The sequence below is a fragment of the Sulfurimonas sp. genome, from assembly GCF_041563495.1.
Taxonomy (GTDB): Bacteria; Campylobacterota; Campylobacteria; order Campylobacterales; family Sulfurimonadaceae; genus Sulfurimonas.
Genome location: NZ_JBFFMZ010000003.1, coordinates 258197 through 276072, shown reverse-complemented (window position 1 = coordinate 276072; position 17876 = coordinate 258197). Strand labels below are relative to the sequence as shown.

The window sequence follows — 17876 nt, the reverse complement described above, 5'->3', positions numbered from 1 at the left end:
TGTTGTATGTCTAAAGTCTTAATTCTCTCAGGTGCAGGAATAAGCGCCGAGTCTGGCATCTCTACTTTTAGAGAAAGAGACGGGCTTTGGGAAAAACACCGAGTAGAAGATGTTTGCAGTGCAGGGTGTCTTGATACGAACGAAGACGGCACAAAAAAGTTTTACGATGCCAGAAGAGCGGATATAAAAGATAAAGTGCCAAACTATGCGCATAAGCTTATTGTAGAGCTTAAACATAAATACCCTGATGAGATATCTGTACTTACTCAAAATATAGATGACCTTTTTGAAAAAGCCGGTATGAAAGAGCATGAGATTGTGCATCTGCACGGATTTTTGCGAGAGCTGAGATGTCGCGAATGTGATGAAATATTTGAAATAGGTTATATAAATCAAGATGAATTTGCCGGCGAATGTCCAAGCTGCGGAGGTAAGTTGAGACCGAACGTTGTTTTTTTTGGAGAAGCGGCACCTGAGTATCAAAAACTCACCCAAGAACTAAACAGATGCGAGTTGATAGTCGTCATAGGAACCAGCGGAAATGTCTTGGATGTTACATACTTTGCACAACTTACAGACTACTCAATACTAAATAACCTAGAACCCAGTGATGCCATAGACGACAGCTACTTTACAAAAGTCTATTATGAAAAAGCAACAGATGCAATAGCTGAAATAGCAGAATACATCGAAGATTTTTTAGAAGCTAGGTTTGTTTGACCTTAATCCTTATTAATATAAAGTTTTTTTGAGATAAGTTAAGTCTTTATTATCTTATTTTGAATAGAATGTCTTTCTTATATGAAAGGCTAATTTATGAAACAACTTTTATCATTTCTAAACTCTATGAAAACCATGGCAGTTTTGATGTCTATCTTCGCATTTGCAATAGGTTATGCTACATTTGTAGAAAATGATTATGGAACAATTACAGCTAAAGCTGACATTTATAACGCACGATGGTTTGAGGTTTTGATTGGATTATTGACCATTAATCTGATCCTTAATATCTACAAGTACAAGATGTACACATTAAAAAAAGCTCCTATATTTATCTTTCATGTTGCATTTATCATCATTGTATTAGGTGCTGCAATAACACGCTATGTTGGCTTTGAAGGAAGTATGCATATTCGTGAAGGTTCAAGTTCATCAACTATGACTAGTGCTGATACTTACTTTAGTGTAAATGCAAAAGCAGGCAGTGAAAATGTAACTTCTTCAAAATCTGTATATCTCTCTAAAAAAAGTTCAAATACTCTCTCTAGCTCTCTTGAAATTGCAGGTAAAAAAGTCAATGTAGAAATGATAGAGTATATTCCGGATGCAGTTGAGACAACGGTAAAGTCAGATAGCGGAAAAGCTATGGCGTCTATGATGGTTACGGGGACAGGAAAAGGCGAACCGATAGCTCTTAGTGAAGGTGAATTTTTTGAAGCGGAAAACTTTGTTTTAGATTTTAACTCTGGCAAATCATTTAACAAAATGGTAATATCACTTTTTGTAGAAGATGACAAGTTCTTTATGAAGCACGCTATGCCTCTTTCATACTTGAAAATGGATGATCAGTCAAAAGGTACGTTAGATGCTAATGATAAAGAGCCTTTTACAACAAGAACTCTTTTTAGTACAGCAGGAGGCGGATTTGTTCTTCGAACTTTTTACCCGCACGCTTCAAAAAAGATTGTGACAAATCCAAATGCTTCTCCTCAAAGACCTGGTTATGACGGACTTAGATTTAAAGTAAGTGTTGCAGATGTGACAAAAGAAGTTCTTATCTTTGGGCAAGCAGGAACAATTGCAAAAGATTACAACAATCAAATCAACGGTGTAGACGTACATCTCTCTTACGGTTCAAAAAAGATTCAAATCCCTTTTGAGATTAAACTTAAAAAATTTGAGTTAGACAGATACCCTGGATCAATGAGTCCCGCTTCTTATGCAAGTGAAGTTGTTTTAGTAGACAAAGAACAAAATATTGAAATGCCTTATAGAATCTTTATGAACAATATTTTAGAGCATCGCGGATATAGGTTTTTTCAATCATCTTATGATAGAGATGAAAAAGGAACTATATTGTCTGTAAATAACGACCCGGGTACTCTACCGTCATATATAGGCTATTTTCTTTTAGCCCTTGGAATGTTCTGGTCTTTGTTCTCTAAGCACAATAGATTTGCACAGTTGGCAAAAAGAGTTAAAAAAGCTGCTGATGATAAAGCTTTAGGTGTTATTGTCGCATTGGGTCTGATTCTTGGTTTAACTCCATCATATGCAGGGGATTTAAACCCGGCTATAAAAACGATCATCTCTTTTGACAAAGCACATGCTACAAAGTTCGGTGAGCTTGTCATACAAGACAGCGGCGGTAGAATGAAGCCTATGGATACACTTGCAACAGAGATTTTAGCTAAAATCCATAGAGGTTCACATATTAAAGTCGGCACTTATAAATTAGATGCAAATCAAGTTATTCTCGGGATGATGATTAAGCCTGAAGCATATCGTGATATAAAAATGATATACACAAGAAACCCTGAGATAAATAAACTTATCGGTACTACTGTAGATGCCAAATACGCCTCTTTTTCTCAGTTTTTTAGCGATCCGGCAGAAATGAGTGGTTATAAACTAGCCGAGTTAGTAGACATAGCAGTCAGAAAAGAGCCAAAACATAGAAATATGCTAGATAAGGCTATTTTAAAAGTTGATGAGAGAGTAAATATCACTTACTCTGTTTATACCGGCTCACTTATGAAGATATGGCCAAAACCAAATGATGTAAATAACAAATGGTATCCCACTATTGAAGCTCTTCAAACTTTCACTCCACAAAATGGTGAAAGAATAAGAGCCATAGCTATTGAATATTTTACATCTATAGACGACTCTCTAAATAGCGGTGACTGGAATGGGCCAGACAAAGCGCTTGTGAAACTGGCTGAATATCAAAAGTTTTACGGTTCAGCGGTTTATCCGGCTCAAAATAGAATCAAAGCAGAGATGTTTTATAACAAATCAAATATTTTTGAGACCATTTATCCAATTTACTTTTTAATGGGTTTTGTACTTTTAATCATCAGTTTTGTAAAAATACTAAAACCTGCTTTTAACATAACGATTTTTGCGAGAAGCATATTTGGACTTTTAGTCCTACTGTTTTTGGCTCATACTTTTGGCTTGGGGTTAAGATGGTATATCTCAGGTCATGCGCCTTGGTCTAATGGTTATGAATCTATGATATATATCGGTTGGGCTACAGTTTTAGCAGGGTTTATCTTCTATAAACGCTCGCCTATAACAATGGCATCTACATCTATTCTTGCCGGACTTATCCTTTTTGTAGCACATTTAAACTGGATGGATCCTCAAGTTACAAATCTTGTTCCGGTTCTAAACTCATACTGGTTAAGCATCCACGTTGCCGTGATTACCGCTAGTTACGGTTTCCTTGGACTTGGTGCACTTTTAGGGTTTATCAGCATCTTACTCTTTATAATAAAAACCGAGAAAAATGATAAACATATTACACTCTCTATTAAAGAGTTGAACTCTATCAATGAGATGTCTCTGATGGTCGGTCTTATGTTACTGACTGTAGGAAACTTCTTAGGCGGTGTCTGGGCGAATGAGTCTTGGGGTAGATACTGGGGATGGGATCCAAAAGAAACTTGGGCATTAGTTACTATTTTAGTTTATGCGGTTGTTGTGCATATCAGGTTTATTAAGTCTATTTACAGTGAGTTTAACTTTGCGGTTATCTCTTTGATGGCTTACTCTTCAGTAATCATGACTTATTTTGGAGTGAACTATTACCTTGCAGGACTTCACTCGTATGCAAAAGGTGACCCTGTTCCTATTCCTGATTTTGTGCCTGTTACTTATGCCGTTATTTTTGTCATGATAGCGTTGGCTTTTAGAAATAGAAAATTAGCTAAGGTTTAAAACATATGGAGTTCTCGGGCTTTAGTAAAAATACACTTCCATTTTTGGAGTCCATTCGTCAAAATAACGACAAAGAGTGGTTTGAAGCTCACAGAACAGAATATGAAGAGTATATACTAAATCCTTCACGCGCTTTTGTGAAGGAGTTCGGTGAGCACCTGATGGCGTTAGAGCCTACTATAAATTTCTCGCCAAAAATAAATAAATCACTATTTAGAATCTACAGAGATACACGTCGAATGGGTGCCATAAAAGTACCGCTGAAGCACCGCATCGGAATCATTTTTTGGCAGGGTAACGGTTCTAGAATGCAAAACTCCTCCTTTTATCTGCACTTCTCTCCGGATGAGCTTTTTGTTGCCGTAGGAGTCAGATGGTTTGAAAAACCGATGCTAGACGCTTATAGAGACTACATCAAAGACGATGGAAGAAGAGCAAAGCTTGTGAAAGTTTTAAAAGATTTAGAAGCAAAGGGCTACAAAACTATTGAGAAGGGTTACAAGAGATATCCTAAAGGTTTTAGTTCCGAGATGTCAGATGTAGATTTGAGTCTTTATAAGGGAATGGCGACATATAAGGTGTTAGACCCAAAACTTATAGAAAATGGTGATAAACTTATAGATACTCTATATAAAATCTACGAAGAGATGCTACCATTGCAGCAGTTAGTTTACGAAATTAGTTTACGAGTCAAAGAGGATTAAATGGCAAAAGAAGCAGTAATACTACTCAATATGGGTGGACCAAACAACCTTGAAGAAGTAGAGTTGTTTTTGAAAAATATGTTTGCCGATAAAAATATATTGACAATGAAAAGCAGTCTTTTAAGAAAGTTCATAGGAACCATGATTACTTTTACAAGGACTGAAAGCTCACAGGAGATATATAGACAATTAGGCGGAAAGTCGCCTATAGTCGGACACACTAAAAAATTGGTACAAAAGCTTCAAGATAAACTTGGCGAAGATGTTGTTGTTGATTTTGTTATGAGATATACTCCGCCATTTGCCGATGAAATTATAGAGAAACTCAACAAAGAAAATATTGAAAAGATATATCTTATTCCTCTGTATCCTCAATACTCAACGACTACAACAAAGTCATCGCTTGAAGATTTTGAAGAACAATATCATAAAATTGGCGGAGATGCCATTTTAGTGGAAATTAAGCATTTCTTTGAAAATAAAAACTATAATAAAGCAATTATTGAACGAATCAAAGAACAGATGCAAGATTCTAAGTACGAAGATTTTGATATTATCTTCTCGGCTCACGGGCTTCCTCAAAAAATAGTAGATGCGGGAGATGTTTACCAGCGTCATGTCCAAAAGCATGTAGAGCTTTTAAAGCAGAAGCTGCAAGATGAAAAAATGAATTTTCAAGAGACACATCTTGCGTACCAGTCAAAAGTAGGACCTATGGAGTGGTTGACACCCTCTCTTGGTGAGAAGTTGGAAAGTCTAAAAAACAAGAAAGTAGTCATTTTTCCCATAGCTTTTACGATAGATAACTCTGAGACAGATTTTGAACTTGAAATTGAGTATAGAGAGATTGCAGAAGAACTTGGGTTTAAAGAGTACAAAGTCTGCAGATGCCCAAATGACAGTGAACTTTTTGTAGATGCTCTAACCGAGATATATGAAAAAATGAGATAGATATAATGAAAGTAGTTATATTTGATATGGACGGAACACTTCTTGATTCCAAAAAAGATATTACAATCTCTATAAACTACATAAGAGATCTGCATTACAATCTTCCTCCTTTAAGCGAAGAGTATGTAGTTGAAGCTATAAATATGGAAGTAAGAAACCTCCCAAAAATGTTTTACGGCACGGATGAATATCATGAAAAAGACAGAAATGTTTTTGAGATTCATTATGCGATGCAGTGTATACAAAACCCATATCTTTATGACGGTGTAAAGGAGACTTTAGAAGAACTTGTAGCTTCCGGAGTTAAGGTCTCTGTAGCTACAAATGCTCCAACTCCTTTTGCCTCTAGGATGTTAAAACATTTGGAAGTAGATGAACTTTTTGACGTAATCATCGGTGCAGATAAAGTAAGCGCATCAAAGCCCGATCCTCAGATGCTACATGAGATACTTAATCATTATGGCTTTGACAATAAGAAAGACACTGCATGGATGGTTGGTGACAACTCAAAAGATATGCTGAGTGCTAAAAAAGCGGGAATAAACTCCATGTTTGCTACTTGGGGCTTTACCCCTGAGTCAGAGCATGAGATAGTCGTAGTTGAGCCAAAAGAGATATTAGATATAGTTTTATAAAAATATATGATAAAATAACTACAAATTATCTTAAGGGGAAAAAAGTGTTTGATAGTGACTTACTCCTGGCTTTTGCATTTATGGCAATACTCTTTTTACGACAGATTTCTATATTAAAACAACCAAACAAGATAAATTACTCACCTCTTATGATTGGCATCGGTGCTATTAGCTCGGTTGTTCATTTTATAATTCATCCTGACATCACTGATGTTATTTTACTTTTGAGAGAATCTTTTTTACCGCTTTTGGTCTCACTTCTTCTTTACATTATTATGGACATACTGCATCAAACGCAGATGACTCAAAACGCAAGAACGCACGATGAGTTTGCAAGAGTCATCACTGCTCAGGTGAGTGAGTTAAAAACCTTTATGGCTGATTTGGAAGGTCGTATGATACTTTCGCAACAAGATGACAGAAAGGCTCAAGAAGATCTCAGAGAGAAGTTTAAGCATGATATAAAAGCCCTTGATTCCATACAAATAAATCAGGGTAAGTTTTTGGAAAAATTTGATGATTTGGATTTGTGGCATAAAGATGTTTCAAAATCGTTTGATGATTTTACAAATGTGCAGTTACCGGAGCTTGATAATGTAGTTCATAAGCATATAGACATACTTAGAGTAGCGGAACAAGACCACTATAATCAAATAAAACTGACTTTGGAAAAAGCAGTAGCTAATAGGCTTGATATCTCCGATGATATAGAAGAAGTAAAAGAAAATTTAAGTGGGATGAAGGCTATCTCGGAAACGATAGCAAAAACGATTACAAGACATACTCTAGAACAACTATCAGGTGTGACTAAAACTTTTGAAAATCAAATTGTATCTTTAAAGTCTCATACGGAAGGGATTAATACATCACTTTATGAGAGTGAAAACAGACTTGGTTCCATACGTGAACAGAGTGAAATGATAATGAAGCAAATGCTTCTTTCATCTAAAAAGATGAATGAACTAGAGGAGCAAAACAGCGGACTTCACAATATTTACTCAAATATAAAAGAATTGATTGGTGAAATTGAAGTTATAAAAGCAGACTATGTAAAATCACAATCTCAATTGAGTAATATTGTAAAAGAACTAAACTCGACTCAAGTAGATGAGATTAATGATGTAAAAGAACAGATGGAGTCTTTGATTGTCATTTTAACAAAAAAGATAGAAGATTCTTTAGAAAGATTGCATGAACATTATCATATAGCATCTGATGATATTACGCAAAGTGTTCAGATATTGGCTAAAAAGGCACAACTCAAAAAAGGATATACAGATTAGTTTATGCTTAACGCTATAAGAATAGGATAGATTATCAAACCAAGATACGGTAAAAAACTATTTATCGGAGCAAGTAGTACAAGACTTAGTTCCTGAGTCAATTCCTTCTTTTTAAACACCTGTTCTATAAGTAAAATTTTGGTCGCTATATCTGCTGTTTTTATAAAAAGTAAAATCATGGCACTTGGATTATATTCTGTAAGCATTGCAAAACAAATGGCAAAATAGAAGGTAGGCTGCATGATTAAAAATAGAAATATACTTTTTGAATAATACTTATACATGCGAATAAGCATACCCATTATACTCGGAGCTTTTTGCCAGCTTATTTCATAAAATTCCAGTAAAACAAATAATAATATATAGTTTATAATCGCTTCATTTATCATAATTATATTCTACAATAATAATTGAATTAATACTACTACTAAAGTACTATAATATAACTAAATTGGTGTTAATTTAATACTAAAGTACTATTTACAACAAACAATATCAATGTTACCATACAGGTAAACTAAGTAATGTGGAGGTGTGAGATGGCTACTGGAAAAGTGATAGGCATGGTATAACGCTGATGGTGCTACACTCTTGGTTGAGATGGATTCTCCGATTGATGCTGTGTGGTGTTTATATGTTTCCGAGCGTCGGTTATTGCGCGGAAACTTTTGTTTGTAATGATTTTTTGATAAGTAAGGTTTATATTGAGTAAAGAGTTGTCGTGGAATAGTCTTTGTTTTGATAATCAATACCAAAGTACTATTTACAAGGACTAAAATCAATGTTACCATTTAGGTACACTTAATAATGGAGGTGTGTTATGGCTACTGGAAAAGTGATAGGCAGAGTGGAAGTCTCTGTTGGGAATGTTAAACTCGTAGATGTCAATGGTGTGACGCGTGAGCCTGGTTTTGGTGGTCTCATGTATGAGGGCGAACAGATTTACAGTGACGACCCTAATGCATTATTTCAGATTAAATATCTGGCGCTCCCTGAATCAACCGCGTATGACGGTATTTTTAGAGTGCTTGCTGACGGTTCGGTAATATCCGGGCTTGACGGAAATGAGAATATGTTTGGTGATGATATAGACTTTATGGAAACTGCAGCCGGGGATGCCGGTCCGCAAGGTAGTTCCGCTTTCTTGGAAGAAGTTCCTATAGATGAGTCATCACTTTTGGGATTTGGCAGAGATGTAGATTTGGCTCAATATGGAGAGGGTGTTGTAAACGTTAATGTCATTTATGATGATGGTGACAGTAATCCTCCGACTATTACTTCGGGTAACAGTGTAGTGTTTGATGAAAACGGTACGGGTGCTGTTTTACAAGTCACTGCAACGGATACAACACCTGTAACGTTTAGCATAGACGGATTAGACAGTGAGTTATTTAGTATAGATGCCAGCACTGGTATAATTACTTTCAATGATTCACCTGACTATGAAAATCCTTTAGATTTGGGTGGTGACAATGAATATAATGTCAATGTCACAGTTACAGATATATATGGTAACTCTACAACGCAGCTTGTCTCTATAAATGTTAACAATGTAAATGAATCGCCTGCAGCTTTTGATGACTCAGGTTCAGGTCAGGAAAATGATACACTTACGTTTGATGTTTTAGCAAATGACACAGATGTGGATGCCGGTGATAATCCTTCAACTTTTGTATTGGTCAGCGTAGATGCGGGTGAGTATACTTCATTATTTAGTATTGTTGACAATAAAATAGTATTCACACCTGGTACGGTATTTGATTATTTACAAAATGAGGAATCTACACAGCTGTCTGTAAACTATACGATGAGCGATGATGAAGGACTTGAATCTTCAGCTACTCTAACACTTAATGTTACAGGTACAAACGATGCGGCTATAATCACTGCAGCGGGCGACACAATCGCAGAGAACTCGGTTTCAGTGTCAGGAGATGCGAACCATACAGACGTGGATAATACAGATGATGTATTCCAAGTTGTAACAAACGGAACAGCTACTTACGGAACATATACGGTAGCTTCAAACGGAGTATGGGTATACACGCTTGATAACTCAAACCCAGTCGTGGATGCATTAAACACAACAAGTACTCCTCTAAGCGATACTATTACAGTAACAGCAGAAGACGGTACTACTAAAGATATCTCTATTACGATTACAGGTACAAACGATGCACCGGTTGCTGTTGAAGATACTGACACAACTTCTCAAAATGCTTCGGTAACTATTGACGTATTGGCCAACGATACAGATGTTGATTCTAGTGTATTTACTTTAGACAGTGTAAGTGTAGGTCCAAATTTAGGTTCAGTATCGATAGTAGATAATAAATTAGTCTTTAATCCTGGAACGGATTTTGACTATTTAGGTAACGGACAAAGTACGGATGTCATTGTTTCATACACAATGAGTGACGATCAAGGAGCAGAGTCTAGTTCAACTGCTACAATAACTGTAACAGGCACAAACGATGCACCTTCAATAATTGACAATACTGTATATGCCATTGAAGATATAGTATATACGATTACCTCAAGTGATTTCCCTGGATATAGTGATCCTGACAGTGATGCTATGGATAGTATCAGAATAGAGTCATTACCTGTAAACGGAACATTATATGTAGACGGTGTTGCATTGACATTGGCTGATATAGGAACTGCAACTGCTATTATTTCTGCTACTGCACTTGCAAATGGCAGTTTGACATTTGGTTATTTAAGTGCAGACGGTTCAGCCGTTGATACATCATTTAATTTTAGTGCAAGTGACGGTTCATTATGGAGTGCTAGTCAAACTATGAATATAGATGTTACTCCTGTCGCCGATCCATTAGATGTAGGACCTGGATTGGGTGAAATTGGTGATCCGTTATTTAGCTTGGCTAATTTTAGTTTGGAAGATGATCCGAGCTTTATAAATAGAGTGTCTAATACTTACAGTTCAAATGGATTAGTTATTACGGCTACATCCCCTTTAAATTTTAATCCTGGACATGGATTGGGTGTCGATACAGATGATTCAATAGACCATACCAGTGATGAAGCGATTAATATTGACGGAAAATATGGAGAATCGTTAAGTATTGAGTTACCTTCTTCCGTTTTTGCTTTGTATTTAGATTTAAAAGCTACAGGTGGCGATCTTATCGATATAAAACTATTTGATGGAGTTACAGAGATTACATCAGGTTTCAGATTTGAAGATGGTGATGGTAATGAATTGACACTAAATGGAGATGGTTATATAGACGGAGGTGATTTAAGTAATGGTGGCGATACTCTTAGGATTATAAGTGATACTGCTTTTGACGGAATGTATATAGCTGATGCTGACGTATCTGTTAATAAAGACGGTTTTACTTTACAAAATATCTATGACCCGTCATCAATTTCCGGTTTTTACAATTATGACTATAACATGAACTTGGTATTGGGTGATGTAGATGGCAGTGAAGAGATAAGCAGTGTAACACTAAGCGGTTTTGATTCTCTTATTACTACTAAGTTAGTCTTTACTTATACAGATGGTACTACTCCTACTGTAGAAGTCAGTTCAGATTCAGGAGTTATAGTTGTGGATGATGTTGACTTATTGGCAGATGTCGTAGATGGATTAGCAACTGTTACTTTGGCATCTGAAACTCAGATTCCGGATGGTTTCCAACCTGTCTTTGACGCTGTTACAACAGAAATAGGTGCAGGCGTACCTGATTCACATACTATTTTAGGTGGATCAGAAGCTGATGTATTAGTCGGTGGAGACGGAGATGACTATATTGATGGAGGTGCTAATGCAGATACACTCAGCGGCGGCGCAGGAAATGATACTCTAATCTATGATAGTACTACGGATGTTTCAGTAGATGGCGGAACAGGTTATGATACACTTGTTGTAAGTACGACCTTGGATTTGTCTAATGTTTCAAATATTGAAACTGTTCAGTTGAACTCAGGAGCTACCGTGGTTGGCAGTGACCCATTATTGGGTATTACTTCAACGGATGTTTTAAGTGCAGTAGAATCTGATACGTTGATCATTCAATCTTCTGATGGAAATGCATATGATCAGGTAGATGTTCATAGTTCATTTGGCACTGCTGAAGCAGTTGTGATAAATGGGCAAGATTATGCTCAATTTGTTGATGCTGGAGCAACTTTACTTATTGAGATAGATGATCCTTCCGATATCGTGTAATTTCTTTCAAAATTATCCCGTACATTGAATGTACGGGATTTTTAGCAACTTTGTAATTTTTAATTTGAAAATCTCTTATCAAATAAATCTATATTTACAAACCAATACCAAAGTACTATTTACAAAGATATCTACATAGGATAGTATGCGCGAAAATAATAAGGTCACGAATGGATATTGAAAAAGCTGTAGGAATGGTACAGGTTTCTTTAGGAAGTAATAATATAATAGACAAAAATGGTAATATCCGCGAAGTTAATGATGCGGATCTTATTTATCATGGAGAACAGCTTTACGGTGCTGATATGCATTCACTATTGCAGATAAAGTATGCAGAGATTGTAGAACCTGCAATATACAACGGAATTTTTAGTGTCTTAGTAGATGATTCTGTGATGTTAGATCTTGACGGGTGTGAAAACATGTTTATAGATGATATTATGCTTTGATTTTAACAATCTTGTTGGTTGTTTATTTAAATTTTAGAGCGAGTGAGATTCTATCTGACACATCGGCTTTTTCAAATATATGACTTACATGCCCTTTAACGGTTGAAAGTGCAATTTTACTTTGTTGTGCGATTTCTTTGTTACTATAACCGTCTGCAATCATAAGTGCTATGTCTTTTTCTTTTTGAGTTAACAAATGCATAAAGTCAGGTTCATTTTTATCAATTGTTTGAATATAGTGGTTTATGACAAAGTGGGTTAAATCTGTAAATAGCCATCTATAACCGTCTTCTACACCTTTGAGCATTTTAAGCAGGTTTTCTTTGGCTATATATGCATTTTCATAGCCTTTAATCCCTTTTTTTAAAAGTGTGGCAGCATGATGAACTTCCGGTAAAGAATTAAATATTAAAATTGTAACATTATGATAAGGTTCTAGTTTTAGGAGTGCATCATCAATATCTGAGACGCTTAACTCGTCAAACATTAGAATAACATCCTCTTTAGTAGTTTTAAGATAATTAGTTAAAGCATTTAAATTATCTACAGATACAGTCAAGTACTTGCCATATAAAGCATTTTGCCAATGTTTTTTTATAGAAGTCATATTAGTAAATAGAATAATTTTTTTCATCTTATCTCTCACTTAATACATTTTCTCTCGCACGGAGGATAGGTTTTAAGATATAATCAAGTACTGTTTTTTTACCAGTTATAATATCTACATCTGCAGTCATACCAACTATGACATGAAGTTTTGTATCCTCATCTCCTAAATAATTTTTATCTGTTTTTATTCGAACCAGATAGTAGCTCTGCTTATCTATCTCATCTACTATAGTTCCCGCACTAATATGCGTTAAAGTTCCTTGAAGTGAACCGTAAATTGCAAAATCATAAGCAGAGAATTTTACAATTGCCCTTTGACCTGGGTATAAAAAAGCAATGTCTGCAGGTCTTATTTTTGCTTCAACAAGCAGGTTGTCTTGAGTTGGCACTATCTCTATAATATCCATTCCCGGTTTAACAACACCACCTACCGTATTTACCAGAAGTTGTTTAATAGTACCGGTAACAGGAGATCTTACAAAAGTTCTTTGCACTTTGTCCTCTCTGGCAATGTTTGTTCTTTTTATTCTTGACATTTCCGCTTTTGCTTCATTATAAGCTTCTTTTGCAGCATTGTGAAACTCAAGTTTTACTTCCCTAATATTGTCTTTTTGTTCTTCAAGAACTGAAACTAGACGAGGAATGGAAAGTTCTATAGCATCCATCTCTCCTTTAATTGTACTCTGTTGTCTTTGAAGTTGTAAAAATTCAACTTCTGAGACAATTCCTTTTTTAACAAGTGGTTTATTAAGAGCAACTTCTTTTGAAATAAGCTTATAATTATTTGTTAATTGAATTAGTTTTGCCTGAGCTTCTTTTAATTCATTTCTTTTTTGATTTAAACGGCGTTTGTATATCATTATATTATTATTTAGTTGTTCTTTGTTCGTTTTATAGAGAGAAAACTCGTGTTTGATGAGATCTGGAGAGGCTTCTCTAATCTCCTTGGTAACAGAAAATGCATTTCCTGTGGATTCAGCCAAAAGACGAATACTTTTTGCCTGTAATTCGTTGTACCTAAGTTGAGACTCTATAAACATACTTGCAAAACTTGTGTCATCAATCTTTATAAGTATATCTCCCTTTTTAACGTCTTGACCTTCTTTTACAAGTATCTCACTGACTATACCACCTTCAAGATTTTGAATGATTTGTATTTTATTTGATGGTATCACTTTCCCCTGTCCGCGGGTAAGAGCATCTATATTTGCATTATATGCCCAAACTATTAACCATATTATTACGAATGCACCTATCCATAACAGCAGCTTTGTTTTTAGATTGTTTTGCATAAGCATAGCGGAACTCAAAGAGCTCATATACTCCAAATCATCTTCATTCTTTACGTCAAGGTTTCCAATGTCTTTCTTATCATAAGAATAATCTACAAACTTATCTCTTAGGCTCATGACTTAGCTTCTTTTGGTCTAGTTAACTGCTCTATTACATTTGCTCTGGTATCGTCTAACACAACTTTACCCTGAGCCAATAGTATTAGTCTGTCTGTCAGTGGCATAAGAATGCTTTTATGAGATATCAGTAGCATTGTTTTGTTCTTTTTGTAAAATTTCATTGCCCTGATAAAATGGCCTTCATGTGTACTGTCCATAGAATTTGTAGGTTCATCAAGTAAAATAATCGGAGCAGGGTGTATAAAAGCTCTGGCAATAGAAATAGATTGTTTTTGTCCACCTGAGAGTCCATCACCTCTTTCTCCGACAGGCATATCAAATCCCATAGGGTGAATGTTTACAAAATGATCTAATCCGCTGAGTTGAGATACACGAAGTATTTCTTCATCGTTGGCATCAGGAGCACGTAGAATAATATTGTCTTTTAATGTACCTCTAAATAAAACCACATCTTGCGGTACATAAGATATATTATCCCTTAAATCTGCAGGATCGATCTGTTTTATATCTATCCCGTCAATCAAGATAGATCCTTCAGTAGGTTCATAAAGTCCGAGTATAAGTTTTTCTATGGTTGTCTTTCCTGAACCGTTTGTGCCTATGATGCCGACAGATTCTCCGGGGTTAATGGTAAAATTAACATCATCTAAAACTTTTTTATCCGTATTTGGATAGATTAAACTCACATGCTGAAACTCTATCTTACCTTTGAAAGAAGGTCTTTGTACAAATTTTTTGGCTTCTTCTCTCTCTACATCCAGATTCATAATGGCATCAATGGCATCATATGAGGTTTTTGTCTGCTGTAAATTAGCTATAAGAGAAGCTACTTGTCCCAGAGGAGCAAGCATTCTTGAAGACAACATTACTACAGCGATAAGACCACCCATACTTAATGCTTTTTCACCTATTGCGTAAACACCGCCAATAATAATAGAGACTGTATTCATCTGAACAATAAAATTTACAAAAGTAGATATTGAGTTGGATAATATTTTAGATTTTAACCCTTTTTTTGCGACTCCGCCTGCTGCTTCTTCCCATTTCCATTGAGATTGACCGCTTATTCCAAGAGCCTTAATAGTCTCCAATGCAGATAATGATTCAATAAGTACGGCATTTTTAAGTGCCGAAGCTTCATATGTACTCTCAATTGAGTGTCGCATTGGTTTTTCCACAATCATACTATATATGATAATAATCAAACCGCTTATAATAGGAATGACTACAAGCCAGTGACCGATAATATAGATGATAAATAAAAATATCATACTAAACGGTAAGTCAATAAGAGCTGCGATTGAGGACGCCGTAAAAAAACCTCGTATTGAATCAAAATCTTTTAAATTACTTGCAAATGAACCGACTGAAGCAGGTTTGGCAGATAATTTTAGATTGAGTACTTTTTCAAATATGATTGAGGACATGATAATGTCACTCTTTTTAGCTGCATTTTCAAGAAAATAAGAACGTAAAAATTTTAATACCATGTCAAAAACATATATAACGATAATACCGGTTGCAAATACCCACATTGTGTCGATTGCATTGTTTGGTACAACTCTGTCATATATATTTAACGTAAATATTGGACTTGCCATTACAAAAAGATTTATTAAAAAAGAAGCGACTATTACATCTGAATAGACAGATTTTGAGTAACCTAACGTTCCCCAGAACCAATGATGTTTTTCATGTTTTAGTATACGTTTATGAGCATCTTTATAGTTATGGTCTGGTTTGATCAAAAAAGCAAAATTTATATATTCCTCTTCGAGAGACTCGACCTTAACCCAATTTTCACCTTCATCAAGCTCTGGAAGTATGATTTTTGCATATTTTCTGTCTGGACTTATCTCAGTAAGAATACAGGCATTCTCACCGTTTTTATCACCTTTTAAAATTAATATTATAGGAAGAAGGAGAGGGGATATATCTTTAAATGAGTAATTTACTAACTTAGAGCTAAATCCTGCTCTCTGAGCAGCTCGAAAAAAAGCAGACTTCGCCTCCTTTGAATCTAGTGAGAAGAGTTTTGGTATTGATCTTCCCGGTTCGACAGGAAGATCAGCAATCAAAGCTTTTGCGCTAAAAGGCCTGTTGTAGAGTCTTGTAAATATTACCAGACACTCTAGTATAGGGTCTCTGAACTCTCTATTTAATGACGACATTCATCTCTTCTAACATTTTACCAGTATGTGATAAAATCTCATAGTAGGCAGTTAAGTTGTCATAATTAGCATTGACTTTACGATTTTTTGCATTGTTATATTCCAACTCAATGTTTAAAAGATCTATAATACTTCTTCTTCCCAATTCATTTTCTTGTCTGTAATCAGCGACAGTTTTTGCACTCGCATCAATATTTTTATCAATATAGACTAACTGTTTTTTAGTCATATTATATTTAACCCATGCAATTTTTGTGTTCGCTTTGATAAAAAGCTTAGCATCTGCAAGAGTTGAGTTTTGTTGGAGTAGAATGTGTTGATTTGCTTGTTTATTCGCCGAATCATATAGACCGTTGAATAGATTATAGTTGATGACGAGCATTCCGCTATAACCTGAATCTTCACTTTCTAAATCATTGTTGTTTGTAGCGGTATTGTAACCAACACCGTGAACACTGTCATTCCAATAAGCTTTAGCTACGATATCTGCAGATGGATAGTAAGCCGCCTCTGCACGGCCGATTGCAGCCTTTGAAGCTTTAATGTCATTTTGTGAGACATCAATAGTCGGATTGTTCTTCATTGCGATGTCGACGAGTCCTTCTATATCATCTGAAGGTATAGCACCTATTACAGGGTTTTCAAGTTCTTCAGGAGCAACACCAGGTAAGATACGTTCAAAACTATAAACAGCAATGAAATAGTTTTGTTGGGCTAAGTATTCAGCTGCTCTTGCATTTTCATAACGAGAGAGTGTTTGCTCATAGTCAGAATTTCTTGCAATACCGGCATCTACTTTTTCTTTGATCTGTTTTAGGTATTTATCGTGAACCGCTACATTTTCCTTAGCAATATCATATAGCTCGCGAGTTTTTAAAACATCCAAGTAGGCTGTAGTCGCTTCAAGCGCTAAGCTGTTGGCACTTTCTTCAACTGTTTTTCCTGCAGATAAAATCAGAGCCTTTCTTTCTTTCATGCTATACACGGTGTTAAGACCGGCAAATACATTTTGTGTTAATGTTGCAGAGGCCTCTTGTCTAGTCATTCTAGCTTCTTCTCTTGCATTAGCCGGAGTCTTAGTTGCTTCCGGACCGACTGAATATGAAAGATCAACAGAAGGTAGATAACCCGCCTGCACTTGTGTCAATCTTTGTTTACTAACATTTAACGACTCTTGTTTTACCTTAATCTGAGGATGCGTCTGTATCGTGTTTTGCACAACTTCAGAAATTGTCATAGCACTTAAGAGTGCGGGCAATAAGCTTAGCGAGAGTATTGGTAATCGTTTCATCTTGTATCCTTTCAGTGTATATATTGTTAGTATACTGAGATAAAAATATTAGTTTTCTTAAATCAATATAAGAATGACCATAGTAATTTAAATTTAAGGATTATCTTCAAAAAGTCTTTGAAAAATAACAAAAAAATTATACTTTTTAAATAAAAACACACACTATATTGGCTATCTTAAATAAAATGAAGACTTTTAGATATTAAATCTTTTTTACTAGATAGA

The 17876-nt window shown here is 35.5% G+C and carries 13 protein-coding genes; 8 read left to right on the top strand and 5 right to left on the bottom strand.

The genetic code is table 11. The features are described from left to right. Positions 1 to 6 precede the first annotated feature (6 nt). From ABYK18_RS04840 to ABYK18_RS04815, 6 genes are all read left to right on the top strand, one after another. Positions 7 to 720, top strand: coding sequence for an NAD-dependent deacetylase (locus ABYK18_RS04840; protein WP_373035524.1), 714 nt, complete (start codon positions 7 to 9; stop codon positions 718 to 720). 96 nt (positions 721 to 816) lie between these two features. Beyond that, positions 817 to 3945, top strand: a complete 3129-nt coding sequence (ccsA, locus tag ABYK18_RS04835) for a cytochrome c biogenesis protein CcsA (protein ID WP_373035523.1) — start codon at positions 817 to 819, stop codon at positions 3943 to 3945. Between the two features lie 5 nt (positions 3946 to 3950). After that, entirely contained in the window at positions 3951 to 4649 is a 699-nt protein-coding gene (locus ABYK18_RS04830; RefSeq protein ID WP_373035522.1) for a DUF2461 domain-containing protein, read from the top strand. After that, entirely contained in the window at positions 4650 to 5600 is a 951-nt protein-coding gene (hemH, locus tag ABYK18_RS04825) for a ferrochelatase (RefSeq protein ID WP_373035521.1), read from the top strand. Between the two features lie 5 nt (positions 5601 to 5605). Continuing rightward, on the top strand, positions 5606 to 6235 hold the full coding sequence (locus ABYK18_RS04820; RefSeq protein WP_373035520.1) for an HAD family hydrolase: 630 nt from the start codon (positions 5606 to 5608) through the stop codon (positions 6233 to 6235). A gap of 44 nt (positions 6236 to 6279) precedes the next feature. After that, positions 6280 to 7518, top strand: coding sequence for a hypothetical protein (locus tag ABYK18_RS04815; protein WP_373035519.1), 1239 nt, complete (start codon positions 6280 to 6282; stop codon positions 7516 to 7518). Here the strand turns inward: ABYK18_RS04815 and ABYK18_RS04810 are convergent. After that, on the bottom strand, positions 7515 to 7907 hold the full coding sequence (locus tag ABYK18_RS04810; RefSeq protein ID WP_373035518.1) for a hypothetical protein: 393 nt from the start codon (positions 7905 to 7907) through the stop codon (positions 7515 to 7517). The genes ABYK18_RS04815 and ABYK18_RS04810 overlap by 4 nt on opposite strands. A gap of 431 nt (positions 7908 to 8338) precedes the next feature. Between ABYK18_RS04810 and ABYK18_RS04805 the strand changes: the two genes are divergently transcribed. Then, positions 8339 to 11719: a VCBS domain-containing protein gene (locus tag ABYK18_RS04805; protein ID WP_373035517.1), complete on the top strand. Its 3381-nt coding sequence runs from the start codon at positions 8339 to 8341 to the stop codon at positions 11717 to 11719. A gap of 194 nt (positions 11720 to 11913) precedes the next feature. Beyond that, positions 11914 to 12168, top strand: a complete 255-nt coding sequence (locus tag ABYK18_RS04800; RefSeq protein ID WP_373035516.1) for a hypothetical protein — start codon at positions 11914 to 11916, stop codon at positions 12166 to 12168. 22 nt (positions 12169 to 12190) lie between these two features. Here ABYK18_RS04800 and ABYK18_RS04795 read toward each other — a convergent pair whose 3' ends face one another. From ABYK18_RS04795 to ABYK18_RS04780, 4 genes are read right to left on the bottom strand one after another with little or no spacing between them, the layout of a single operon-like run. Then, positions 12191 to 12802 carry a response regulator transcription factor gene (locus ABYK18_RS04795; RefSeq protein ID WP_373035515.1) on the bottom strand — a complete coding sequence of 204 codons (612 nt, stop codon included), beginning with the start codon at positions 12800 to 12802 and terminating at the stop codon, positions 12191 to 12193. A gap of 1 nt (position 12803) precedes the next feature. Further along, positions 12804 to 14186, bottom strand: coding sequence for an HlyD family type I secretion periplasmic adaptor subunit (locus ABYK18_RS04790; protein WP_373035514.1), 1383 nt, complete (start codon positions 14184 to 14186; stop codon positions 12804 to 12806). Further along, positions 14183 to 16360, bottom strand: coding sequence for a type I secretion system permease/ATPase (locus ABYK18_RS04785; RefSeq protein ID WP_373035513.1), 2178 nt, complete (start codon positions 16358 to 16360; stop codon positions 14183 to 14185). The genes ABYK18_RS04790 and ABYK18_RS04785 overlap by 4 nt, the downstream gene beginning before the upstream one ends. Continuing rightward, positions 16344 to 17651, bottom strand: a complete 1308-nt coding sequence (locus tag ABYK18_RS04780; RefSeq protein WP_373035512.1) for a TolC family outer membrane protein — start codon at positions 17649 to 17651, stop codon at positions 16344 to 16346. The genes ABYK18_RS04785 and ABYK18_RS04780 overlap by 17 nt, the downstream gene beginning before the upstream one ends. Positions 17652 to 17876 lie beyond the last annotated feature (225 nt).

Bases quoted from the DNA above. Each gene is read 5' to 3' on its own strand.
- ABYK18_RS04840 (WP_373035524.1), top strand. From the start codon at position 7: ATGTCTAAAGTCTTAATTCTCTCAGGTGCAGGAATAAGCGCCGAGTCT.
- ccsA (WP_373035523.1), top strand. From the start codon at position 817: ATGAAACAACTTTTATCATTTCTAAACTCTATGAAAACCATGGCAGTT.
- ABYK18_RS04830 (WP_373035522.1), top strand. From the start codon at position 3,951: ATGGAGTTCTCGGGCTTTAGTAAAAATACACTTCCATTTTTGGAGTCC.
- hemH (WP_373035521.1), top strand. From the start codon at position 4,650: ATGGCAAAAGAAGCAGTAATACTACTCAATATGGGTGGACCAAACAAC.
- ABYK18_RS04820 (WP_373035520.1), top strand. From the start codon at position 5,606: ATGAAAGTAGTTATATTTGATATGGACGGAACACTTCTTGATTCCAAA.
- ABYK18_RS04810 (WP_373035518.1), bottom strand. From the start codon at position 7,907: ATGATAAATGAAGCGATTATAAACTATATATTATTATTTGTTTTACTG.
- ABYK18_RS04805 (WP_373035517.1), top strand. From the start codon at position 8,339: ATGGCTACTGGAAAAGTGATAGGCAGAGTGGAAGTCTCTGTTGGGAAT.
- ABYK18_RS04800 (WP_373035516.1), top strand. From the start codon at position 11,914: ATGGTACAGGTTTCTTTAGGAAGTAATAATATAATAGACAAAAATGGT.
- ABYK18_RS04795 (WP_373035515.1), bottom strand. From the start codon at position 12,802: ATGAAAAAAATTATTCTATTTACTAATATGACTTCTATAAAAAAACAT.
- ABYK18_RS04790 (WP_373035514.1), bottom strand. From the start codon at position 14,186: ATGAGCCTAAGAGATAAGTTTGTAGATTATTCTTATGATAAGAAAGAC.
- ABYK18_RS04785 (WP_373035513.1), bottom strand. From the start codon at position 16,360: ATGTCGTCATTAAATAGAGAGTTCAGAGACCCTATACTAGAGTGTCTG.
- ABYK18_RS04780 (WP_373035512.1), bottom strand. From the start codon at position 17,651: ATGAAACGATTACCAATACTCTCGCTAAGCTTATTGCCCGCACTCTTA.